The sequence below is a fragment of the Bacillus cereus group sp. BfR-BA-01492 genome (assembly GCF_022662815.1).
In the GTDB taxonomy this organism is placed as follows: Bacteria; Bacillota; Bacilli; order Bacillales; family Bacillaceae_G; genus Bacillus_A; species Bacillus_A cereus_BD.
This window is the reverse complement of the sequence record NZ_JAKUEH010000006.1, coordinates 161,690-186,985: the sequence shown is the minus strand read 5'-3', so window position 1 is coordinate 186,985 and position 25,296 is coordinate 161,690. Positions and strand designations below refer to the sequence as shown.

The following is a 25,296-nucleotide window of genomic DNA, read 5'->3' as shown; positions in this document are numbered from 1 at the left end:
TGCTGACCAAGAAAATTGGCGATCTAGTAGCTGCTACAAAATTAATATGAATGTTTTATAAAGTGCACGAAGCCACCTATAAATAAAAGTGCAAAACTTCCCATTACAACAAAAATGAGTGTTTCCATAGAAATGTATAGTAGTTGGGAATCTTCTTTCGGTAGCATCGCAAGAAATGGTTGGGCCCATGGGTAGGAAGGACCAAACCGTTCAGAATTTGCAATCATAAGAGCAGGGATAGTAGCTATAACATTTAAAGCAATTGGCGCTGCAAAGCTAGACCAAATGGTTGATACCCATAGCTGTAAGGCAATTAAAGGTAAAGTAGCAATACAGCCACCTACAACGCTTTTTATTACTAGAGTTAGCGGGAATGGACCGGATAGATGTAACAGATGTCCAGCAGTAACAAAACTCATAATAAAAAGGACTTGCACGATACTTATAAATGTGAAGATAAAGAAAAACTTTATGATATATGTATGATATTTTGTTACAGGTTGTATGAGAAGTTGTTTCCAGCCCCCGTTTGCATGTTCATATCGGCAAATAAATGCCGTGAAAATGCCTGTTAACAGTGGTAAAAGTAGCATGCTATGTACTGTTATCATGATATTATAAATTAACTCCCAATGTTGATATTCAGGGTAGCGTGAACCGCTTGCATAGGCGACTCCTCCTGCTAAAATAGGGCTTAAAAATAATAATATCCATATTTTTGTTTTTTTAATTTTATAAAATTCAGCCCGCATTGTATTTAGTAAAATCATTATTTGTACACATCCCTTCTATTAAAAATTTCTGTTTCAATCACTAACATACAAAGTGTAACTATGCCTCCTAGTACCACGCATAAAAGCGGTGGTCCCCAGTCAAGACGTAAGCTTGGCCATCTCCATAGAACCCAATTAGGAAGTGAGACGGAAAACATAGTGAAAACGCTACCTAATAAACCAATTGTGCATGTCACGCTTTGATTTTGGAATAGAATGGCAAGCCATAATTGTAAAGCGACAATGGGTAGTGCTGACCAATATGGGTAAAAACTCATTTGAAATATAGAAAACCATGGTATAGCAGCATCGAATTGTAAGGTAAGCCCTAAAGCAACTATACCAGCGAATAATAAAGCGCAAGATATAGTAAGTAAAAAAACGATTAATATAAATTTTACGAGAAAAATATGTCTCCTATTGATAGGTAAAGATAGGAGATGTTTCCATGAACTAGAATGATGTTCTATATGTGCAATGAGAGATGTAATAATGGTAATTCCCAATATAAGAGTTGTGCGAGCAAGTGATTGTGTTTCAGAAATAAGCCCACCCCACAAGTCTTGTACATACTTATCTATTAAAAAATCATAACGAAGAAAAAAGTTACACGCTTGAAGGGAAATAACACCTATTGGTCCTAAAAAGATTAAAAACCAAATCCATTTTCCTTTTATCTTTAAAAGCTCAGATTGAAAGAGACGTTTGTACATATGACTCTTCCTCCTTTATAAGCTGCAAAAATATTTCTTCAAGTGATTTTTTGTTTTCTTCAATTCTAAATATGGAAATATTTTCAGTTACAAGTGTTTTTACAGTTTCTGCAACAGTTTTATTTGATACATTTGAGAGTATGATATGATTCTCTTCTAGTATAGACGGAATGCCTTTACTTAAAATGATTTTCCAAGCAATTTCAGTTTTATCTGTTACAAGTGAAATAGAGTGCTGAGCATGGCGGCGTAATGTTTCTATTTTGTCCTGAAAAATGAGTTTTCCTTTTGAGATAATTCCCACATAGGTTGCCATTTGATCTATTTCACTTAATAAGTGGCTAGATATAAGAATAGTAATCCCTCTTTCTTGTGCGAGTTTCTTAATTAGTGTACGAATTTCATGAATCCCCTCAGGGTCAAGACCATTTGTTGGTTCATCTAAAAGTAATAGCTGTGGGTCGCCAAGTAAAGCGATGGCAATTCCTAGACGTTGTTTCATTCCTAATGAATATTCTTTTACTTTTTGTGTTGCAGCATGCTCTAATCCTACGATTTGGAGTACTTCTGCTACTTTGTTTTTCGGGACATTTCTTAAAATACGGTAAACTTCTAAATTTTCAATAGCATTTAAGTGAGCGTAATATGAGGGGGTTTCCACAAGAGCACCAATTTTCGATAAGATAGAAAGGCGCTCTTTTGCTAAATCTTGTTGAAATATTGTAACGGTTCCCTTCGTTGGTTTTATAAGACCTAAGAGCATCCGAATGCTAGTTGTTTTTCCAGCTCCATTTGGGCCGAGAAAACCGTATATTTCCCCTTTTGGAATTTGTAAATCTACATGATCTACAGCATAGCTATTGCGATATCTTTTTGTTAATCCTTTCGTTTCTACAATATAACTCATTCTTGATCACCTCAAATCAAGTATAGAAAAGAAAGGTTAATGATTATGTTAAGGGAGTTTAAGATTTGTTTAAAATTATACAGAATCGTGTAATTTAGGAGTATGCTAGTTTTCAAATGCTGCTAGATTCCTTATCATGGAAGAGAAAGGTTAAATTTATATATGAAGGTGAGAAAATGACATACGTTTTATATATTGAGGATGATTTGGAAATTGGAGAGTGGGTGAAAAATGAATTAGAAAAGCAAGCATATAACGTTGTGTGGTTTACTTCAGAAGAAGGTACAAATGAAAAGTGTAAGCAGGCGGATATTATTGTTTTAGATGTTATGTTGCCGGGACTTGATGGGTTTACACTAGGGCAACGTTTTAAAAAGGAGTATACAGATACCCCGATTATGATGTTAACAGCAAGAACGACATTAGAAGACAAAATATACGGACTAACATTTGCTGATGATTATATAACAAAACCATTTCATCCAAAAGAGTTAATAGCCCGCATTGAAGTTTTATTAAGACGATACAATAAAAGTGGAGCAGAAGTGCAACATGTGAAACATTTACAAGTATATATGAAAGAGTTTCGAATTATGAATACAGATACAGGCGAAGAAATCGTTCTTTCAGGGAAACAGCATCAAATCTTTTTCTACTTAATGAAGAATTTGAATCGTACATTAACAAAGGAACAGATTTTTGAAGCGGTATGGAATGAGACTTATATAGAAGGAGATAAATCGCTAATGGTTCATATTCGACATTTACGCGAAAAAATAGAGAGAAATCCAAGCATTCCTCAAATTATAGAAACAATACGCGGGATTGGTTATCGGTGTAAAGCATGATAAAACGTACATCACTATTACGAAAGTATTTACTGATTATATTTATCGCAATTATATTGTTACCTTTAGTTCTTCCGGTCAGTTCATTTCTTTTTTTGAAAACAATTGAGTGGACAGCCGGAGAGTTTTCTACTTCGTATTCTAGTGAGCGAATAGAAAAAGAATGGAAAAATGAATCGGAAACTTTAGATGAGGACAACCCTGAAGAAATTGTAAAAGCTTTTCAGAGGTTTAAAGAGAAATATCCAGAAGGAACAATGTTTTGGGTAGATCGTCATGGAAAAACAACTTTTCAAATACCTGATCATCAAAACATTCCTAAAGTATGGAGTGCAAGCGATGCAATCGTATTTATGAAAAAAAGTTTTGCTGGGGACCCATTTACAATTGTTTCTTATATAGGAAAAGGGAAGAAAGAAGCGTTTATGGTATTTCAAGTTCCAAGGAAATATATGCAGGCCCCCATTGTTCAAATACGTGAAAGATATGAATTTATTTTTGAAACGATTATTATTGTAAGTTTTACGATATTTGTTATCATTTCGGTTATCTTTTTTCTTAAAATTAGAAAGAGATTGTTAAAATTACAAAACGCGATGGAACTTCCAAAAGATAAGACACTTCCATCTAAAATTTCAATAACAAAACAAGATGAGATTGGTTTGTTAGAAGAGTCGTTTAATCATATGATTGAGGCATTACAACAAAGTAGAGTAAAGGAGAAACAAGAGGAAGAGTTTCGCCGAAAATTAATAGCGGATCTCTCGCATGATTTGCGCACACCATTAACGACAATGCGAGCTCAAATCGATTCATTAAAGGGAGAAGTATTTTCGATAAAGGGACAGGAAACGATGGTATTAATGGATGAGAAGATCAATTATATAGCGGAGTTAATAGAGAATTTACTATCGTATTCGCTCATTACAGCTAAAAAATATCCATATTACCCAAAGCATACGGATATGACACGTTTAATACGAAAAATTATTGCATCGTGGTACGATAGTTTAGAGGAAGAAGGTTTTGAAGTAGATATTCAAATTCCTGAAAAACAATTATTTTGGAATATTGATGAAAATTGGTTTCAAAGAATGATAGATAACGTCATCCAAAATGTTGTTCGGCATGCAAGCATCGGAAAGTTTATCGGAATATGTATAGATTATGAAGAGGAAATGATCACAATAATAGACCGTGGTTCGGGGTTTCAAAATACGCCTTCTAAAAATAAAGGGGCTGGGATTGGCTTGTCTATCATTGCCGTTATGGCGAAAGAGATGCGAATCGAGTGGAGTATAGAATCTGATGATTCAGGGGCTACATTTCGATTTAAGAAGCAATAATAAAAGGAGAGAGCTCATAATCAGTGGGGGGAGGAAGAAACCCCCACTGATTAAAGTTTCAATTTATACGATGAAAATGCTGTTCATGGAGGAGAATCTTCATGGGCAGCTTTTTATTTTTGCAGTAAATTCTTCATATATAAATAAAATTCATGAAAATGTTTGGAAATATTATATTTCCTTAATAAAATATTTTACTTGATAAAATAAAAAAGTGTATTGTTTTCGGTAGATTACGAGTGGGAAATAAAAAAAGAAAGTAAAAAATATCCAGTAATAGAAAATGTTTATCAACATCTGAAAATTCTGAATACAAGAAAAAGAATTGAAATGTTGTGGGATTAATTGCTAATATACCCTTGTATTACCAATTAATTGAAAAGGGGGATTTTTAAATGAAACTAAAAATGAAAGTTAAAAAGGCTACGCAACAAGATAATCAATGTGTATGTTTATTATTATGCTAGACTGAAAAAAGAAGGTGTGCAAGCACCTTCTTTTTCAATGGAATGGGGAGAAAAAGATGAGATTAAAAACAAGTTTGAATTTTAGAGGGTATCCAAATAGAAATGAAATTGTTTATTACGATGGCGAAGAACGAGTGATTGAAGTGAATGAATTTGAAAAACTATGGTCCTTATTAAAAATTTTAGAAAGCCCGAAAGAAGATGTTCATACAAAAATACAGGAATGGAAAAATAAAAACGACATAGAGGATGAGGAGTTACATCATATTCTCCAATTTATAAATGAGAATGGAATGTTATATGAAAAGCGTTGTGAAAAAATGGATGAGGAACAATTATATAATATAAGAAACTTTCATTATTTCAGTACACACGATTCTACTATACATGCAGATGCGATTGTTCAAAAGATAAACAAGATAAAAGCAGTTGTAATCGGGGCTGGAACGATTGGTGCAACATTATGTATGACGTTATCTAAACTTGGTGTTGGAGAGATTATTGTTATCGATTTTGATACGGTACAACTAAAAAATATTAGAGCGCAGACAATATTTCAAACAGAAGATATAAACAAGAAAAAAATACATGTTATTCAAGAAAAACTAAAGAAAATGGATCCATATGTTAAGGTTCAAGTGTATGATATGAAAATCGAAACAATCAACGATTTGTTACAAGTAAACTTACATGATGTACATTATATTTTTGGATGTTTTGATGAATCTTCACTTCAATTGCAAAAAGATATAATGAATTATTGTGATAAGGAAAAGATTCAATATTATTTGATGGGATATCATAATGATTTTGTCAAAGTGTTTCATGTAAGCAAACGGAATGATGGAGAGAGACTGCTTGAAGAGAGTTTTCAAAACTATCATACAGAATATGTTATTCGAGAAAATAGGGGGACGATCATTCAAAGCCTAGCTGTTTCGCTTATAATTAGTCGGATTTTATTCGAGGATATAACAAATAGCAGTTGTACGGTGCCAAGTGGGTATCATTTTGACTTTATTACATTTCAAACTTCTCATAACCGTCAATCTACCCCGAGAGAACCATTCGTTCAATCATTACAAAGAATTATGCCTTTTGATCAAGAACAATTAATTCGGAAGATAGAATTCATTTTAAATATTGTTGATAAAAAAGAGAAAGTGACGATTCTCCCGAAAGTAATAGAAATGGATATTTTATCTATGCACCAAGTATTTGATATTTTATTCTATATGGATCAAATTGCTAGCTTACAGTTAGAAGATCACTACAATAAATTTATAGAGCTGATGAATGAAATAGAAGAAACGGAAGATCCAGAAGACAATGAAGATGAATACGAGCAATATCTACAATTCATTCGTAGTATGAAAATAAATTATGAAGATGGGGTATACACTATATTTGAAATTTTTGAAATGATTCGTAACACGAAGGATTATGAAGAAAAGAAAAAAATGCAAAGCGAAATCTATGAAGTATTGAAACAGAATGGTGATACACTGCTTTCATTTTTTGTAAACAGTAAGAAGAAGTATTTATCTTTAGAAATTCCAAATTACTACATGGAAGTCTTTGGCGTTAAAGAGGAAACGTTACATATACTCGAAAATGAATTACAAAAGAAGTTCCATACATTACTCACGAAAAGTTTATCTATGATGTTTTCAAATTCATTTCATGAAATTGGCGTAGATTTTTTATCATATAATGAAGAAGAACGCAGTATGATTACACTGGATGAGGCAAAACATTTCATCGTTACAAGTTTAGAGAAAGCTGGGAAACATCATTTTGTTCGTTATATAGAGCGAATGTTCGAGGAGAATTTTATACAAGTATATAATAATGTTGAAGTGAATAAAACATACTATTTTCCAAGTATGAAAGAGAGTAGAATTTTATTTAACTATCATAATGATATGGATAGTTTATTTGTACTATGTCATGAATTGGGACATGCTTATTTTAACCAAAGTTATGGACATACATTTTTTGACGATAGTACACAATTAGTTAACGAAATGATGGCATACTATTTTGAAATCATTTGTATTCAATCCATGTTAGGAAATGAAGAGATACAGATTGAAATGAAACAAGAAATAGCACGACAATATATAAAAAGAATACATCAAACGGTCTTATCCACATACGGAGTTCACTTGTTAGAAAAAAGCTTAGTTAAGCATATAGAGGAGCACGGAACCATTTCGTTACTCGACTTTTTGAAAATTCGTGATGAATATAATCAACATTCTTTTTTTAAAGGGATCAAATTTAAAAATGAAAAGAATTTTTATTTAAATCCACTTTTGAAATCTTCATTTATGCTTGAATTTGGAGAGCATCTTTTACCCCCGATGGCATATTTACTTGCGGTTAGTTTATACAATGACCGAAGTGAAACAAGTATTCCAAAAGATATTCAAATGCAAGAGGCTATATGTAATGGGGTATATTGTACAGAAGAGTTTTTATCTTATGTAGCAAAGGATGTTCCTTATGATGAACGTATGAAACAAGCGATTCATGTGCTTTTAGAACTGTTTTGTAAACTGGAATCATTTATGATGAAGGATGAAGTATATTCCAATTAAAAATAAAAAAGTTATGAATAGAGATATGTCTCCATTCATAACTTTTTTATTTTATTTCGAAATTTAGCGAGAAAAGAAGACTTATGTAAGAGGAGTCATATTGCTAAACTTTTCAAGGAAAAGGGTGTAGAATGGTTATCTAAGAAAGAAGGTGTGAAAATGGCCAGCTGGAAAAGAAATTTAATGATTTGTTGGCTTGGTTGTTTTACCACTGCAGCCGGTATGAGTTTAGTAATTCCTTTCCTATCCTTCTATATTGAGAAACTTGGCGTGACTGGAACTTCTAATATCGCACAGTGGTCAGGGATTGCATTCGGGGTAACATTTTTAATGGGTGCCATTGTATCGCCTTTATGGGGAAAACTTGGTGATACACATGGACGGAAATTGATGCTTATTCGTGCTAGTCTCGGTATGGCGATTATTATGACGCTTATGGGATTTGTGACAAATGTGTATCAATTAGTTGCCCTTCGCTTTTTAATGGGAGCGGTATCTGGTTTTCTTTCTACAGCAATGACATTTATTGCTGCAGAAACACCGAAAGAACATTCTGGTTGGGCGATTTCTACAATCTCAACTGGAGGGGTTAGTGGTTCCTTACTTGGACCAATGCTCGGTGGGTATTTATCAGAGTTAATTGGTATGCGACATGTATTTTTAGTAACAGGAGCTTTTTTATTTCTATCCTTTATCATCGTCTTTTTCTTTTTAAAGGAAGAAAATCGTTCTGTTCAAACGAAAAAAGCGCAACCGAAAAAAGTATGGACGATGATTCCAGCAAAACATTTTATTATGAGTTTATTTGTGGCTACATTTATAATTCAACTTGCAAATATGTCGATACAACCTATTATTACATTATATGTAAAGCATTTAGCGGGGGCGCACACAGCGCATATTGAAACCATCGCGGGGGCAGTCATGTCCGCAACAGGATTGGCTGTAATTTTAGCAGCTCCTCGATTAGGACGTTTATCCGATCATATCGGTCCGCAAAAAACATTAATTGTAGCTTTATTTGTTGCAGGGATTGTTTTTATTCCACAAGCTTTTGTGACTTCTGCTTGGCAATTGTTAATTTTACGATTTCTTTTAGGAATTGCACAAGCTGGATTATTACCTTCTGTACAAACGCTACTAAAAAAACACACACCGAATCACATAACTGGACGTATTTTTGGATATAATCAATCCTTTCAATTTTTAGGAAATATGATTGGTCCCGTACTTGGAGGGCAGATAGCCGCACATGCTGGTTTTCAATATGTATTCTTTTCAACTGCCGCGCTGTTATTTATAGCTTGTATTTGGGTATATTTCCATAATAGAAATGCAGAAGTGACAGAAAAAGAGGGATTGAAAGTTAGTTAATAAGGTGAAAAAATATGAAGTGAAACATAGTTTATATAGTTTAAGTTTATCCCGCATTAACGGGCAGTAAGATTCCCACCTCAAGATTCAGAAAGAAGCAAGGAAGATAGGTGGGAGTAGGGCTGCCCGTAACAGCCCGATTGGTGAGGGCTCATAATCAGTGGGGGATGAAGAAAACCCCCACTGATTAAAGTTTCACTTTATAAGAATCGAATTTTAGGACATTAGAAAAAGCACATCTCCATAAATATGTGATGTGCTTTTTCTGTATCGAACTCCGTTAACAGAACTGTTATCGTTCGTTCTGTTAACGGGAATATATAACTCAAACAAAGATGGTAATAAAGCGATAATTCATTTAAGAGAATGTAAAATTATCATAAAGCTAACCAAGTTGTTGTTTAGGAGGATTTTTATTTACCATGGTTTACTCAGAACACAAAGTATCATCATAATAAGTTGATATTTGGAAGGAACTTATGTTTAGATCTATCTGATTTGAAAGATTTTGTCGGCAATAGATTTTTTTAATACCTTTAACTTTCTAGTTATGAATTTTTTTATATGGAATGTTACTAACATGTCTACATTTCCATAACAAAGAATGTAAAAATAGCATTACCATCTATTGTTTGACAATTACATTTTAAGCAAACTCTAGTAAAAAATCAATAGTTTAAAATAAAACTTTCGACGAAATTTTCAAGAGCATTCTTCCTCAAGTATGTGAAAGGTATAATCCACTTTCGTCGCAGAACGGAGAAGATTTTGCTTTCAGTATTGCTAATCCGCGAGTAGTTCACTTTCTCTAATATAAAGTGAATCTTTAATCAGTGAGGGGGTTCTTCCCCCTACTGATTATGAGCCTTTACGAATCAGGCTGTTACTGCCTTAAAATAACGGGATAAATTAAAACTGAAAGCAAAGATAGCTTAATGTTCCAAGTTCATAGCTACGATGAATGACTTTTCCTTTCGTATCTCCGCTACCCATAGCGATGAAAAGAGGGACAAAATGTTCCGGTCTTGGAACGGCTAAGTGTGCATGAGGAGCATTCGTTTCCCAATGGAATAAAGAATTGGTATCATTTTTTTCTACATGATGAATGATCCAATCATCGAACTCTATTGCCCATTTTTCAGGTTCTGTTTGGCCCCATTTCAGTGCTCGTAAGTTATGAACCGTAACCCCGCTACCAATTACTAAAATATCTTCTTGACCGAGTCCTTTGATAGCTTGTCCAATTTCAAGTTGTTCTTTTGCTGGAAGGAATGGATGCACGGAAATTTGAATAACAGGTATATCAGCTTTTGGATACATACGGTGAAGTAGCGTCCATGAACCGTGGTCTAATCCGCGAGTTAGATCTTTTCGCACAGGAATCCCTTTATTTTTAAATTTTGCTTCTAATAATGATGCGATGGCAGAAGAACCTTTTGCTTTATATTTGATTTCGTATAATTCGGGAGGGAATCCTCCAAAATCGTAAATCGTTTCATATTCATCATCAGAGGATGAAATTGTTAATATTTCACTTTCCCAATGAGCTGTAAATATAACAATTGCTTTCGGTGTATATGTTTCGCCAAGTGTTTTTAGAAAACATGTATAATCTGTATCTTGAATCGCAAGCATGGGTGAACCATGAGCTAAAAATAATGATGGCATCATAAATGAACCTCCTAAAAATATATAGTTACTTTATGTAAGTAACTATATATTTTTAATATTTATATGTCAATACATTTATCCATTCATTTGTTAAAAGAATCATAGTAAGAGGTGTTCATATTAAAAAGTACATCAAACAGGAAGTGTTTGTCAGGGGAGAGAGAATTACATATAATACATAATAAGAATTATGAATACTCATTCATTTTATGATGTATGTGGAAGAGATTTAGGGGGCGATCACAATGAAATTACAAGAAAGCTTCGTTACGGTGTCAGATGGATCTGAAATTTATTTACGCAAGTGGCTACCAGAAAACGAGCTTCGAGGCATTATACAAATTGCTCATGGCATGACAGAACATGCAGGGGTCTATACAGAATGTGTCGAGGCATTCATACAAGCTGGATATGGTGTTTATGCTCATGATCATAAGGGACATGGAAAGACAGTAAAGAGAGAAGATGATTATGGGCACTTTGAACCAGAAGTAGGCTGGGATGAAGCTGTTTCTGATATTATCTTTGTATCGGAGTTTATTCGGAAGGAGCAAATATGTCCACTTTTTTTATTGGGACATAGTATGGGCTCGTTTTTATCTAGACGTGCTGTGCAACTTCGCGGCGAATTATATGATGGTTTTCTTATTTCTGGGACAGGCGGAAACCCAGGGGTGTTAGGGATAATAGGTCATAAAATAGCAACGATTGAAATGAAGCTTCGCGGTACAAAAACGAAAAGCCCGATGTTAAACTTTTTATCGTTCGGAAATTTTAACTCGCATTTTAAACCAAATCGAACAAAGTTTGATTGGTTATCTTCCGATACAAGTCAAGTTGATAAATATATAGAAGATCCATTGTGCGGATTTATTTGCTCAACAAGTTTTTATCGTGAACTATTTAAAGGTGTACTTGAAGTGAATAAATTAAAGGAATATGAGAAAACGCCTAAAGATCTGCCTATCCATATTTTTTCTGGAGATCGTGATCCAGTAGGGAATATGGGGAAAGGTGTAAAAGAAGTATATGATGCATATAAAAAATGTGGTATAAAAGATGTAACACTTCGCTTATATGAAAACGGGAGACACGAAATGTTTCATGAAGTAAATCGGGAAGAAGTTTTTCAAGATGTAATCTCCTGGTTAAATGAACATACTGCGTAAGAAAAGCTCTCACTGAAATATAAGTGGGATCTTTTTGTTTATATATATATTATGATATAAAGAATGGTTATAGATTAGTAGTTTACATGAAAGGAGAACGATTGATGATCATTCGAGAAGCAATATTAGAAGAAGCAAATGAACTAAGTAAACTCGCGCTTCGTTCAAAGGCAACGTGGGACTATAGTGTACAATTTCTAGCAGCTTGTAAGGAAGACTTAACAATTACGGAAGCATATATAAAAATCAATTATGTTTATGTTTTAGAAAATGAGGGAGTAAAAATTGGTTTTTTCTCATTTATACGTAAAGATAGAGATGTTCTTGATTTTCTCTATTTACATCCGCATTACAAGGGGAAAGGGTATGGAAAAATGTTATGGAAAGCTGTTGTAGAAAAAGCAATTGAATTAGGGATAACATGCTTTATCATTGAGAGCGATCCAAATGCAAAAGGATATTATATGAAAATGGGAGCAAAGTTAATTGGAGAAACGCCTTCAACAGTATTGAAAGGTCGGAGTTTACCTCTTTTACAGTATGATGTATAAAGCGGTTTATATATGGGGGATGATGAAATGGAAGAGTTAACATGGGAGGAAATATATAAAGTGCTCATGAAATCGTGGTCACTTGAAACGAGCTCAAAATGGTCAGAAAGAAATCTAGCGAAAGGACAATACGGTGTAACAGCACTTGTAGTAAACGATTTCTTTGATGGGGAAATAAAGAAGACGAGATTCGGTGAAGATTGGCATTTTTATAATGTGATAGATGGCAGGAGATATGATTTTACAGCAGCGCAATTTAAGGAGGAAATCATTTATGAGGATACGATTTCAAGTAGAGAAGAAGCGTTTGCGGATACAAATAGAACACAATATAATGCGTTAAAACAAAATGTATGTAGGGAATACAAGAAACTTTTGACTCTTTAAATTAAGTGAGTTACTATAATGGTGGTAACTTATTGAAGTGGAATGATATTTTAAAGAATCGAGAGGGGAAATATTTTTGAAAACAGCTTATGTAAGCGCTGCAATTGTGACGCTCAATGAACAAAATGAAGTATTTGAAAATGGATATATCATTGTAGAAAATCATACAATTATAGAAGTGCAACATGGAGACTTTTCTAAACACGATCAAGTGGATGAGGTCATTGATTTAAAAGGAAAATGGTTATTGCCAGGTCTTGTGAATACACATACTCATGTTGTAATGAGTCTTTTGCGCGGCATCGGGGATGATATGTTATTACAACCGTGGCTTGAAACGAGAATTTGGCCTCTTGAACGTCAATTCACTCCAGAACTTGCCGTTGCGAGTACAGAACTTGGTTTGTTAGAAATGGTGAAAAGTGGGACAACGACCTTTTCTGATATGTTTAACCCAATTGGTATCGATCAAGATGCGATTATGGAAACGGTTCGTAATAGTGGAATGCGTGCAGCAGTTTCAAGAACGTTATTTAGTTTTGGTACAAAAGAAGATGAGAAAAAAGCAATTCAAGAAGCAGAGAAATATGTGAAACGATATCATCGTGAACATGATATGTTAACAACGATGGTTGCACCTCATAGTCCATATACATGTTCTACAGAAATGTTAGAAGAGTGTGCAAGAATTGCAACGGAAAACAATACAATGGTTCATATTCATCTTTCAGAAACAGAGCGCGAAGTACAGGATACTGAAAAGCAGTATGGGAAACGCCCTGTAGAATATATAGCGAGCTGCGGTTTATTTAAAAGGCCAACAGTCATTGCGCATGGTGTTGTGCTAAATGAAAAGGAGCGCGCTTTCTTAGCAGAACATGATGTGCGTGTAGCGCATAATCCGAATAGTAATTTAAAGCTTGGGTCTGGAATTGCAAATGTGAAAGCAATGCTAGAAGCGGGTATTAAAGTAGGGATTGCAACTGATAGCGTGGCATCTAACAATAATTTAGATATGTTTGAAGAAATGCGTATTGCAACTTTATTACAAAAAGGAATTCATCAAGATGCAACTGCATTACCAGTTGAAACGGCTCTTTCACTCGCAACAAAAGGAGCAGCAGAAGTAATTGGGATGAAACATACAGGTTCTATTGAAAGAGGAAAGTGTGCTGATTTTATTACGATTGATCCAGCAAACAAGCCTCACTTGCAACCAGCTGAAGAGGTATTATCCCACCTTGTTTATGCAGCAAGTGGAAAAGATGTGTCTGATGTTGTCATCAATGGAAAACAAATTATGTGGAACGGCGAGTGCAAAACATTAGATGAAGAGAAAATCATTTTTGAGGCTAGACGTTATAAGCACGGTTTGAAAATGTAATTCGTATAAGAATGTTTATACAGAATGCTATTTTTTCGTGAAATCGAAAAAATAGCATTTTTAAATTGATAAAAGGACAAATATTCATGGAGGTGTAACACTTTTTCAGTAAACTTTCTGCTATAATAAAGAGCGTTTTATAATAATGATTGAATGTAAGGAGAATAATTCATGAAGCAAGAAAAGAGTCGCTTACTTATGCTTACCATTATGACATTTTTTATTTTAGCAGCTTGTAATAAAAGCGAGGATAAAATACATAAAGAAGCTCCAAAACAAGTGTTAAACGTAACGATAGCAGAAGAAATTCCATCTCTTGATGTAGCGAAAGCAATGGATGGCACATCGGCACATGTAATGCAAAATATATTTGAAGGATTATATGTATTAGATCGTGATGATAAACCGATTCCTGGTGTTGCCGAGTCATTTGAGAAAAGCGAAGATGGTAAGAAATATACATTTCATTTGCGCAAAAATGCAAAATGGTCCAATGGTGAATCGGTAACTGCACATGATTTCATTTTTTCTTGGAAGCGAACATTAGCCTCTGACACAGCCTCACCCTATGCTTACATGTTATTTGACATGAAAAATGCAAAAGAAATAAATAAAGGTGGATTACATGTAGATCAACTGGGAGCGAAAGCGTTAGATGATTACACATTAGAGGTACAATTAAATAGGCCTGTTCCTTATTTTCTACAATTGTTAACATTGCCGATTTATTTACCGCAGCATGAACCATTTGTGAAAGAACAAGGGGAACGTTATGGGTTAGAATCTAGCCATCTTATTTATAATGGAGCATTTGTACTAGAGGAATGGAAGCATGAGCAAGAGTTTCAGTTGAAGAGAAACGACACATATTGGGATAAAGAAAAAGTGAAATTAGACGAAATAAATTTTCACATTGTAAAAGATACAGCGACAGCTGTCAATTTGTATGAATCTGGCGTACTTGATCGAGCACCTATTAATTCTACCTTTGTAGATCGTTACAAAAATAACCAAGAGTTACACATGTCAAGTGAATCAGCGATCGCTATGCTTCGCTTTCATGAAGGACATGCATTACTAGCAAACAAAAAAGTTCGCCAGGCCATTTCATTTGCCATAAATAAAGAAGAAATGGTAAATCATTTTATCAATAATGGTGCTGTTCCTGCCTATGGTTTAATTCCTAGCGGATATGAAAATGAAGTAACTAAAAAAGATTTTCGGAAGGAAAATGGAGATATCGCAGGTTATGATGTTGAAAAAGCAAAGGAACTTTGGAGTGAAGCGAAAAAAGAGCTTGGTACTGAAAAGGTTACGATAGAATTTCTGACATTTGAGCAGGATAATGCAAAACGTATAGCGGAGTATATAAAAGGAGAGTTAGAAAAACATTTAAGCGGTTTAACATTACAAATTAAACAGCAACCATTCAAACAAAAATTACAATTAGAGCAAACTGGACAATACGATATTTCAATGGTCGTATGGGGGCCTGATTATAAGGATCCAATTAATTATTTGGAATTATTTACGACAGATAGTCCGAATAATCGGATGCAATATTCTAATCTCGATTACGATAACCTAATTAAGCAGGCTAAATATGATATTGTATTAGATTCAAAGAAAAGATGGGAAGCCTTGCAACTAGCGGAACGAATCGTATTGGAAGATGCAGCTGTGGCACCTCTTTATTATAAAGGTTCTGCATATATGCAAAAAGAATATGTAAAAGGCATTGAAGAACATCAATTCGGTGGCATATATACGTATAAATTCGCCTATGTAAATAAAAAATAATAGAGATTTGCTACAAGAAAGAGTAGAGTGCTGGAGTTAAAAGTGCTTTACTCTTTTTTATTGCTCTCATTTTCTCGAATGTAAAGAAACTTACTTTTTGATAACTAGAATTTTTTGAGTTCAAGATATTTGGTAACAACTCTGCCGCGTTTGTGAGTTTTCTGATGAAAGATATGTTTGTTTTCACTCTCTAAAATATGGAATGAAAATGTAAAGAGACTGAAAAAACTTATGGAAAAGAAAACATGTTAAAATAGTTTTTGTGGAATATATTTCTAAAAAGATTAAAGAGGCTGGAATATGAGACAACAATTTATTTTAATTGTAGATGATGATGCGGATATTGTTCAATTCATTGAGGTGCATTTGAAACAAGAAGGATTTCAAGTTTTAACGGCTTATAATGGAATAGAGGCATTAAAGATAATCGATACAAATGATGTTCAATTAGTGATTTTAGACATTATGATGCCTTCTATGGATGGAATAGAAGTTTGCCGAAGAATAAGAGAGCGACAAAATATACCTGTTATGTTCTTAAGTGCGAAATCAACAGATATAGATAAGGTTATTGGATTAAGTACAGGAGCGGATGATTATCTTGTGAAACCGTTCAGTACGATTGAACTTGTAGCACGTGCGAAGGCACAAATAAGAAGATACACTTATTTCAATCAAGTGCCAAGTGAAGGACATGAACATAAAATTCAAATTAGAGGTTTAGAAATCGATCAACAATCTAGAAAAGTGAGGCTTTATGGAAAGTTAATTTATCTTACAAAAACGGAATATGACATTTTATATTTGATGGCCAATCATCAGAATCGAGTATTTACATTAGAAGAAATATACGAAATGGTGTGGAAAGAAAGAGCACATGAAAGTAATAATACTGTCATGGTTCATATTGCAAGGCTAAGAAATAAAATAGAACAAAATCCGAAAGAATCGAAATTTATAAAAAATGTTTGGGGAGTTGGATATACAATTGAAGATTAAATTATTAAAAGGAATTAGAATAAAATTCTTTCTTATTTTTATAAGTAGTATTTTATTTTCAACTCTATGCATAATCGTATTTCAAAGTGCAATTTCAAATATATATATGGATGCGAAGAGATTTGAAGAAGCGTATTCTTTTGTTTATTTTGTTATTTTCCTCATCCTTACTTCGCTATGGTTTCTACTATTATCAAAGAATATGATGAAAAGATTGGAACAGCTGAATCTAGGTGTGAAAGAAATAAGTAAGGGGAATTTAGAAGTACATATACCAACATTGAAACAGGATGAGGTTGGAGAATTAGCAGCAAATATTAACCGGATGGTAGGAAGTTTAAAGAAATCCATTGAGAAAGAAATACGATCACAAGAGATGAAAAATGAAATGATTCATAATCTTTCTCATGACTTACGAACACCTGTAACATCTTTAATTGGTTATGTTGATTTAGTGGAAAATAAATTGCATTCGAATATAGAGGAATGCGATCAATATGTCACAGTTTTAAAACGAAAAAGTTATGAATTAAAGAATCAAATAGATGAGTTACTAGAATATTGTCAAATAAATTATCGAGAAATACGATTACATAAGGAAATAATAGAAGTGAAAGCATTAGTAGAACAAATTATAATTGATTTTATTCCACAATTAGATGAGAAACAGATGGATTTTGTTATTGAATGTAAGAATAATCACGTACAAGTTCAAGCAGATGTAAATTTAATAATACGTTTAATACAAAATATCATTAGTAATGGAATCGCGTATGGAAAGTTTGGCGGAAAAATAAGGATTCAAATTATACAAAATCAAAAGGAAATCGAAATAAAAATTAAGAATGATGGACAACCCATTTCAAAAAAAGACATTCCATATGTGTTTGAAAAATTTTATCGTGGAGAAAAATCGCGAAACTCTTATACTGGTGGAAAAGGAATGGGACTTGCCATTGCGAAAAGTGTTGCTCATATTCATGAAGGAGATATCACTGTAAGTAGTAGTAATGAGGAAACGATATTTACGATTTTCCTACCAGCATATAAAAGAGAATCGTAAGAAAGTTGTAAGTTTTTCTTTCATCTATTTTAAACTTTGCTTTATATCATAACAAATGAAGATATAGAAGTGGAGGATATATTATGTGGAAGAAAATCATACTTGCCATTTTATTTGTTACTTTAAGTACAGGTTGGATTTTCATTTATTTTGCTAGTGGTGTTATCTCTGTCATCTCTTGGTGGGGGATGCAACTATTTAGTTTGTTTTCACTCATTATTTTAAGTATTTCAGGTAGTATCATTGTGCGAAATGTATTTTGTAAACGAAAGGTACATAAAACGATTATTTCTATTTTTATTTTAGCCATTATTGGAGCTTGGCCGGTATGTTGGTTTGGAGGAATCGGACAAATTGCGTATCCAGTAGATACCCATTCAACAAATCCGAAAGTAACGGTTCGTTTCCCGCTTAGTCAAACTGCAATAGTTGGATGGGGTGGGAATGAAATTGAGACAAACTATCATGCTATCGCGCCAAATCAGCGCTGGGCATATGATTTACTGATGATGCCAGCTGGGATGAAACATTCAAACTTAGAAGATTACGGTATATATGGAGCAGATGTACTAGCCCCAGCTTCTGGTACAGTTGTATCCATTCAAAATGATGAATTTGACTTAAAACTAGGAGCGGATGATTCTAATTCTATGGTTGGGAATCACATATATATACGTTTAGATGAAACAGGAACATATTTAGTACTAGCTCATTTGAAGAAAGGATCCGTACGAGTGAAGAAAGGCCAACATATAAAAGAAGGTACAGTCGTTGCGAATGTTGGGAATTCTGGAAATTCTAGTGAACCCCATTTACATATACATCATCAGCGGCAAGATCCATCGAAAACAAGTATATTTCTAACGGAAGGACTTCCTTTATATTTTCGAGGGATTCAAGGGCCTGCAGCGCCAAAAGGTGGCGTTCGAATAGAGCGTGGAAAAGATGTTCCAGTAGGGGACATTATTACTCCGTTGCCTCTCTAATTTTGGTGAAAAGAGAGCAGGAAAGAAGAAAAAAGAAAAAAGATCTCATCTATATTTGATGAGACCTTTTTTCTATTGACCTGTAAATGTTTGATACAGTAAGAAAATATTTAAGGCGATAACGAGAGCGGCAATAATCCAAGCCATTACAGTCGTTATTGGATGGTTGGAAAGTGCTCCCATAATTTTTTTACTGCTTGTAAATATAATAAGTGGGACAAGTGCAAAAGCAATTCCAAATGATAATACAACTTGACTCATAACGAGAGCGTATGTTGGATTTACCCCTAAGGCGATAATAACAAGTGGTGGAACCATTGTAATAAATCGTCGTAAATATAAAGGGATGTGCATTCGGATAAACCCTTGCATAATAATGTCACCAGACATTGTCCCGACAGAAGAACTAGATAAGCCTGCAGCTAACAATCCAACTCCAAAAAGACTGGCGGATATCGGTCCCGCTAAGTTACCAAATTCTCTAAAAGCGACATCTAAATCTTCAACGTGCAATCCATTTTTAAAGAAAAGCGCCGCAGCTACAATGAGCATACTTGCATTAATTGCTCCAGCGATTACCATAGCAATCATAATATCGATGAACTCAAAGCGGAAAATTTGTTTGCGTTGTTCATCTGTTGTTCCTACAACGCGGCGCTGTGTTAAAGCAGAATGTAAGTAGATGGCATGCGGCATTACTGTTGCCCCTAAAATACCAGATGCCAGTAAAATACTATCTACACCTTGGAATTTTGGGATAAATAGTCCTGACAGAAGAGGGCTTAGCTCTGGTTTTGCATAAAATACTTGTACACCAAATGCAACAACAACGATAAAGACCATCCCTGTAATGATAGCCTCTAATGGTCTAAAGCCGCGGCGCTGAAATTCGAGTATAATAAACGATCCAGCTGCTGTAATGAACGCGGCTGGTAGCATGGGAATGCCAAATAATAAATATAAACCTAAAGCAGCCCCGATAAACTCGGCTAAATCAGTAGCCATAATAACGAGCTCACCTTGTATCCATAAACCGATTGAAACTGGTTTTGGAAAATGCTCGCGTGCTACCTCAGGAAGGTTTTTACCAGTCGCAATTCCGAGTTTTGCCGAGAGAGACTGGATTAAAACTGCCATTAAATTAGAAGCGAGAATGACCCAAAGTAATAAATAACCATATTGTGACCCAGCTGCAATATTTGTCGCAAAGTTTCCAGGATCAATATAAGCAACAGAAGCGATAAAGGCAGGACCAAGAAAAGGGAGCAGTCTTTTTAGCCCTTTTGTTTCACCACTTAAAGCAAGATGAGCAGATTGACTAGTTGTACTTTGCGAAGGGATGTTTTTCTCTTTTGTTATATTATTATTCATAGTGGTTTACCCCTTTATTTCTTAACTTAATGAAACTATTGTATGGATTCTTATTAAGGATTTCAATACATTTAAATGTTTTCGGTAATTTTATTTGAACATAAATGTTTCCTTAATGCAAACTATATGACCATATACAATAAAGTGTGTGCAATCATGAAGAAAGAAATCACTATGTAACAAAAATAAAGAAAGACGATGTATATAGAATGAACCGCTAAATATTTTGGATAGTAAAGGAAATAACCTATAATTTGGAATGGAAAAAAGACTTTTCTCTTTGTAAAATAAGCCTTATAGCATATAAATTGCTGGAAACTAAATTGTATGTTATATAATATATTAGGATTACAACATAACCATAGTGTTTTGTATGTAATCTTGTTTTTTTGTTAACTTATGGAAAAGTATAAATAGAAGAAAATGATGTATATACAACTTGGCATACATTCTCTTATTATTATATGTTTCGATATAATCGTTAACTTATACACGTGATTTTAAAATTTAGATAGGTGGTAGAAATACATTGACAATGACAAAATCATATAGAGTGTTACTGTATTACATGTATACAACAATTGAAAACCCTGAAGAATTTGCAGCGGAGCACTTACAATTTTGTAATTCACTTGAATTAAAAGGAAGAATTCTTGTCGCAAAAGAGGGGATTAATGGAACGGCTTCAGGTACTACTGAGCAAACGGAAAAATATATGGAAGCAATGAAGAACGATCCACGTTTTGCTGGAATCGTTTTTAAAGTAGATGAAGCAGATGAGCATGCTTTCAAGAAAATGCATGTGCGTCCTCGCTCAGAACTTGTTACGCTTCGCTTAGAAGATGATATTAATCCAAAAGAGATAACGGGAAAATATTTAGAACCAAAAGAGTTTTATGAAGCAATGCAACAAGAAGAGACAGTTGTAATTGATGCACGAAATGATTATGAATATGATTTAGGGCATTTTAGAGGTGCAATCAAACCAGAGATTAAATCATTCCGTGAATTACCAAATTGGATTAAAGAAAATAAGGAAGTACTTGAGGGGAAAAAGATTTTAACGTATTGTACAGGCGGAATTCGTTGCGAAAAATTTTCCGGTTGGTTAGTACGAGAAGGATTTGAAGATGTAAGTCAGCTTCATGGTGGAATTGTCACATATGGTAAAGATCCTGAGGTTCAAGGTGAACTATGGGACGGACAATGTTACGTATTTGATGAGCGTATCGCTGTTCCAGTAAACCAAAAAGAACATGTTATTGTGGGAAGAGATCATTTTACAAACGAGCCATGTGAGCGTTATGTAAATTGTGCAAATCCAGAATGTAACAAGCAAATTTTATGTTCAGAAGAAAACGAAGCAAAATATTTACGTGCATGTTCTCATGAATGCCGCGTTCATCCACGAAATCGCTATGTAAAAGAACATGAATTAACAGAAGAACAAGTTGTTGCTGCACTAGAAAAAATTGAAGCAGAAAATCAAGTGAAACTAGGATAATCTTTTTTTAGTAGCTGCCTATAAGTCGGTGAAACCGACTTATAGGCAGCCCTTTTATTTTTCACGCAAAAAATCGCCTCATCCTGTATAATTGTAAGCGACCAAACCAACAAAAATACGAAAGTAGAGGCGACTTAGTTCCTGAAAATCATGTGGCAAGAGTCATCCACGAGATGATAGAACAAGTCAGTGATGATCTATTCTTTTCTCGCTATCAAGGGGAGGCGTAGTTCTCCCTCCCAAAAAATGATGTGGTGATCTGGGCAACAAATGCCGGATTTTCGAACCACTAATCGCTTTCGTTCAACTCTTATTAAAACAAAACTACATAGCCCACAATTGCCTTAAGCAGGCGAAACAAAACTGCTTGTTTGAGGAAGAAAAGCAAAAAATAACAAAACCCAGAGAGAAAATGCATTTTCTCCCTGGGTTTTGTTCATTTAAAGGAGCTTTTGGGACAACTCCTTTTTTAATTTTATAAAACAGAAGAGACTATGCACAATTACATATCTATAAAATAATTATTTTAATATAACACTATCTCTTGTGGGGAAACAAGAATTTTTACTATTATGCATAGATATTTCAAATTAAAAAATCTTGATTACTTTATTTTGAAATAAGGACATAAACCATTGGAAATAAAGGGGAATAAAATAGTTCTTTACGTTAATAAATCGCTGTGTTTAAATGATTTTACAGTACAGAACTTGAATGTAAAACAAAAGATTGTTTTCTATGATTTTACTAAAAATGAATAATATTTTTATGTAATATATGCAATGTGTGAATGGACCCATTTTTCTAAGGTTTTTAGTAAATTCAAGTTTATGTTGTATTGTCAATTTAGTAAATAGGAAGAGAGTATAAGGGATGAATGTTAGTCGTATCTATTTATGAAGGATAACAACTGAATCTGTATAAAAAATAAATTGTTAACTTATATATTAGGAGGAATTAAAGTGAAAAAGACTTTAATTGCGGGGTTATTGGTTACAGCAGTATCTACAAGTTGGTTTACTGATGTAAACGCTTACTATGAAGAGGGGCAATCTGGAATAAAGCCAATGTATGCACAAAATGTAATGACTCCAAGTACATTTTCAAATTCAATTAGAATGTTAGGATCGCAGTCCCCGCTTATACAAGCATATGGATTGATTATTTTGCAGCAACCGGATATTAAGGTGAGCGCTATGAGTAGTTTAACGAATCATCAAAAGTTTGCAAAGGCAAATGTTCGAGAATGGATTGATGAATACAATCCAAAGTTAATTGATTTAAATCAGGAAATCATGAGATATAGTATAAGATTTAATAGTTATTACAACAAATTATATGGATTAGCGGAAAAAGTAAATAAGGATGAACAAGCAACGGTCGATTTTACAAATGCCTATGGAAAACTTCAAGGGCAGGTACAAACAATTCAGGATACTATGGAACAAACATTGTTTGAGTTAAATAGGTTTAAAACACTGTTAACGAAAGATAGCCAAAGTTTATCTCAAAAGGCTGATGAGGCTATTCAATCATTGCAAGGGTCAAATGGAGATATTGTTAAGATAAGAGCAGATATAAAAAGAATGCAAGAAGAAATTCAAATAGACCTTAGCGATATTTTAAATAGACCACAAGAAATCGTCAAAGGGTCTATTCATATAGGGAAAAAAGTATTTACAATAACAAATCAAACAGCGCAAACAAAAACGATAGACTTTGTTTCAATCGATTCTTTAAGCGATGAAATTGTAAATGCTGCGGATAGTCACACGAGAGAGGTGGCCTTACGGATTCAACAAAAGCAAAAAGAGTTACTACCACTAATTCAAAAATTAGCACAAACGGAAGCAGAGGTAACAGAAATTACTTTTGTTGAAGATCAAGTAAGTAGCTTTACAGAGCTCGTTGATCGACAAATTACAACTTTAGAATATGTATTAAATGATTGGAAAGTATTGAATCAAAATATGATCCAAATCAAAACAAATATTGACTCTGGAACATATACAAACGGTAGTTTGCTTCAAAAGCATTTCCATCAACTAAAGAAATCTAGTGATGAAATAAAAAAACAAACGAGTCAATTTGAAGATTACATTACAAACGTCGAAGTACATTCATGAAAAGAGCATACATATTGAATGAGCAGGGAGAGAAAGAAAATGAATAAAAAACCTTCTAAAGTAATGGCTTTATCAGCATTTATGGTAGTGTTTGCAGCAGGAAATATGATGCCGGCGCATACTTTTGCAGCAGAAAATGTGAAATCAGTTCCAGTGCATGCAGTGGCGAAAGCATATAATGAATATGAAGAGTATTCATTAGGTCCAGAAGGATTAAAAGATGCAATGGAACGCACTGGTTCGAATGCTTTAGTAATGGATTTATATGCTTTAACAATAATAAAACAAGGAAATGTTAGTTTTGGAAATGTAACAACGATTGATGCTTCTTTAAGAGCGAAAATGATTCAGCATCAAAATACAGCGCGAGGTAATGCAAAACAGTGGTTAGATGCATTGAAACCACAGCTTATTTCTACAAATCAAAATATCATTAATTATAATACGAAATTCCAAAATTATTATGATACTCTAGTGAAAGCTGTAGATATGAAAGATAAAGTAACTCTTACAAAGGGACTAACAAGGTTGTCTAATAGTATTACAGAAAATAAAGAACAAGTTGACAAGTTAGTAGAAGATTTGAAAAGATTTCGGAATAAAATGACAACAGATACACAAAACTTCAAAACGGATGCAAATCAAATTACATCTATTTTAACTAGTCAAGACGCAGGAATTCCGCTGTTGCAGAGTCAAATTACAACATACAGTGAGGCGATGAGTAAGTATAATGCACTTATTATTGGTTCATCTGTGGCAACAGCTTTAGGCCCAATTGCGATTATAGGTGGTACAGTTGTCATCGCTACTGGAGCGGGAACGCCGTTAGGAGTTGCACTAATCGCAGGTGGTACAGCAGCAGTAGGTGGAGGTTCAACGGGAATTGTTTTAGCGAAAAAAGAACTTGACAATGCACAGGCAGAAATTCAAAAAATAACAGGTAAAATTACTACCGCACAATTAGAAGTAGCAGGGTTAACAAATATTAAAATGCAAACAGAATATTTAACAAATACAATTGATACTGCAATTACAGCGTTGCAAAATATTTCAAATCAGTGGTATACAATGGGATCGAAATATAATTCATTACTTCAAAATGTAGATTCTATTAGTTCTGAAGATCTTGTATTTATTAAAGAAGATCTTAGTATTGCGAAAGATAGCTGGAAAAACATTAAAGATTATGCAGAGAAAATTTATGCTGAAGATATTCAAGTAGTAGATACGGAAAAAGCATGATATTCTTTT

Annotated in this window: 20 protein-coding genes; 15 read left to right on the top strand and 5 right to left on the bottom strand. The window is 33.9% G+C overall.

The annotated features are described in order from the left end of the window. Positions 1-41 precede the first annotated feature (41 nt). From MR063_RS10425 to MR063_RS10415, 3 genes are read right to left on the bottom strand one after another with little or no spacing between them, the layout of a single operon-like run. Positions 42-752 carry an ABC transporter permease gene (locus MR063_RS10425; protein ID WP_242197334.1) on the bottom strand — a complete coding sequence of 237 codons (711 nt, stop codon included), beginning with the start codon at positions 750-752 and terminating at the stop codon, positions 42-44. Positions 753-769: 17 nt separating this feature from the next. Further along, positions 770-1,486 carry an ABC transporter permease gene (locus MR063_RS10420; protein WP_242197331.1) on the bottom strand — a complete coding sequence of 239 codons (717 nt, stop codon included), beginning with the start codon at positions 1,484-1,486 and terminating at the stop codon, positions 770-772. Next, on the bottom strand, positions 1,461-2,393 hold the full coding sequence (locus tag MR063_RS10415; RefSeq protein ID WP_242197328.1) for an ABC transporter ATP-binding protein: 933 nt from the start codon (positions 2,391-2,393) through the stop codon (positions 1,461-1,463). Before MR063_RS10415 ends, MR063_RS10420 begins: the two co-directional genes overlap by 26 nt. Positions 2,394-2,569: 176 nt before the next feature. Between MR063_RS10415 and MR063_RS10410 the strand changes: the two genes are divergently transcribed. From MR063_RS10410 to MR063_RS10395, 4 genes are all read left to right on the top strand, one after another. Further along, the gene (locus MR063_RS10410; protein ID WP_242197325.1) at positions 2,570-3,241 is read left to right on the top strand and encodes a response regulator transcription factor; all 672 of its coding nucleotides are present in this window, start codon (positions 2,570-2,572) and stop codon (positions 3,239-3,241) included. Then, on the top strand, positions 3,238-4,587 hold the full coding sequence (locus MR063_RS10405) for a sensor histidine kinase (protein ID WP_242197323.1): 1,350 nt from the start codon (positions 3,238-3,240) through the stop codon (positions 4,585-4,587). The genes MR063_RS10410 and MR063_RS10405 overlap by 4 nt, the downstream gene beginning before the upstream one ends. A gap of 523 nt (positions 4,588-5,110) precedes the next feature. After that, positions 5,111-7,657, top strand: a complete 2,547-nt coding sequence (locus MR063_RS10400) for a ThiF family adenylyltransferase (RefSeq protein ID WP_242197320.1) — start codon at positions 5,111-5,113, stop codon at positions 7,655-7,657. Positions 7,658-7,816: 159 nt separating this feature from the next. Continuing rightward, positions 7,817-9,031, top strand: a complete 1,215-nt coding sequence (locus MR063_RS10395; RefSeq protein WP_242145794.1) for a multidrug efflux MFS transporter — start codon at positions 7,817-7,819, stop codon at positions 9,029-9,031. 909 nt (positions 9,032-9,940) lie between these two features. Here MR063_RS10395 and MR063_RS10390 read toward each other — a convergent pair. Next, on the bottom strand, positions 9,941-10,702 hold the full coding sequence (locus MR063_RS10390; protein ID WP_242197317.1) for a DODA-type extradiol aromatic ring-opening family dioxygenase: 762 nt from the start codon (positions 10,700-10,702) through the stop codon (positions 9,941-9,943). A 245-nt stretch (positions 10,703-10,947) separates the two neighbouring features. Between MR063_RS10390 and MR063_RS10385 the strand changes: the two genes are divergently transcribed. The 8 genes from MR063_RS10385 to MR063_RS10350 all read left to right on the top strand — a co-directional run bounded on the left by MR063_RS10385 (position 10,948) and on the right by MR063_RS10350 (position 19,041). Next, a complete protein-coding gene (locus MR063_RS10385; RefSeq protein WP_242197313.1) occupies positions 10,948-11,871 on the top strand; it encodes an alpha/beta fold hydrolase in 924 nt (307 codons plus the stop codon). A 104-nt stretch (positions 11,872-11,975) separates the two neighbouring features. Beyond that, entirely contained in the window at positions 11,976-12,422 is a 447-nt protein-coding gene (locus tag MR063_RS10380) for a GNAT family N-acetyltransferase (protein ID WP_242197311.1), read from the top strand. 27 nt (positions 12,423-12,449) lie between these two features. After that, positions 12,450-12,809 carry a YunG family protein gene (locus tag MR063_RS10375; RefSeq protein ID WP_242197308.1) on the top strand — a complete coding sequence of 120 codons (360 nt, stop codon included), beginning with the start codon at positions 12,450-12,452 and terminating at the stop codon, positions 12,807-12,809. A 76-nt stretch (positions 12,810-12,885) separates the two neighbouring features. Then, complete coding sequence (locus MR063_RS10370) at positions 12,886-14,193, top strand: bifunctional S-methyl-5'-thioadenosine deaminase/S-adenosylhomocysteine deaminase (RefSeq protein ID WP_242197305.1); 1,308 nt, start codon at positions 12,886-12,888, stop codon at positions 14,191-14,193. A 171-nt stretch (positions 14,194-14,364) separates the two neighbouring features. Next, positions 14,365-15,993, top strand: a complete 1,629-nt coding sequence (locus MR063_RS10365; protein WP_242197302.1) for a peptide ABC transporter substrate-binding protein — start codon at positions 14,365-14,367, stop codon at positions 15,991-15,993. Between the two features lie 300 nt (positions 15,994-16,293). Beyond that, on the top strand, positions 16,294-16,992 hold the full coding sequence (locus tag MR063_RS10360; protein ID WP_242197299.1) for a response regulator transcription factor: 699 nt from the start codon (positions 16,294-16,296) through the stop codon (positions 16,990-16,992). Then, positions 16,958-18,055, top strand: a complete 1,098-nt coding sequence (locus MR063_RS10355; RefSeq protein WP_242197296.1) for a sensor histidine kinase — start codon at positions 16,958-16,960, stop codon at positions 18,053-18,055. Before MR063_RS10360 ends, MR063_RS10355 begins: the two co-directional genes overlap by 35 nt. An 83-nt stretch (positions 18,056-18,138) precedes the next feature. Continuing rightward, positions 18,139-19,041, top strand: a complete 903-nt coding sequence (locus MR063_RS10350) for a M23 family metallopeptidase (protein ID WP_242197294.1) — start codon at positions 18,139-18,141, stop codon at positions 19,039-19,041. A 72-nt stretch (positions 19,042-19,113) separates the two neighbouring features. Here the strand turns inward: MR063_RS10350 and MR063_RS10345 are convergent, their stop codons facing one another. Further along, the gene (locus tag MR063_RS10345) at positions 19,114-20,412 is read right to left on the bottom strand and encodes an Nramp family divalent metal transporter (protein WP_242197291.1); all 1,299 of its coding nucleotides are present in this window, start codon (positions 20,410-20,412) and stop codon (positions 19,114-19,116) included. A gap of 529 nt (positions 20,413-20,941) precedes the next feature. Between MR063_RS10345 and trhO the strand changes: the two genes are divergently transcribed. From trhO to nheB, 3 genes are all read left to right on the top strand, one after another. Next, complete coding sequence (gene trhO, locus MR063_RS10340; protein ID WP_242197288.1) at positions 20,942-21,916, top strand: oxygen-dependent tRNA uridine(34) hydroxylase TrhO; 975 nt, start codon at positions 20,942-20,944, stop codon at positions 21,914-21,916. Between the two features lie 962 nt (positions 21,917-22,878). Further along, positions 22,879-24,042 carry a non-hemolytic enterotoxin subunit A gene (gene nheA, locus MR063_RS10335; protein ID WP_242197286.1) on the top strand — a complete coding sequence of 388 codons (1,164 nt, stop codon included), beginning with the start codon at positions 22,879-22,881 and terminating at the stop codon, positions 24,040-24,042. A 39-nt stretch (positions 24,043-24,081) separates the two neighbouring features. Next, positions 24,082-25,287, top strand: coding sequence for a non-hemolytic enterotoxin subunit B (nheB, locus tag MR063_RS10330; RefSeq protein ID WP_242197283.1), 1,206 nt, complete (start codon positions 24,082-24,084; stop codon positions 25,285-25,287). Positions 25,288-25,296: the final 9 nt, after the last annotated feature.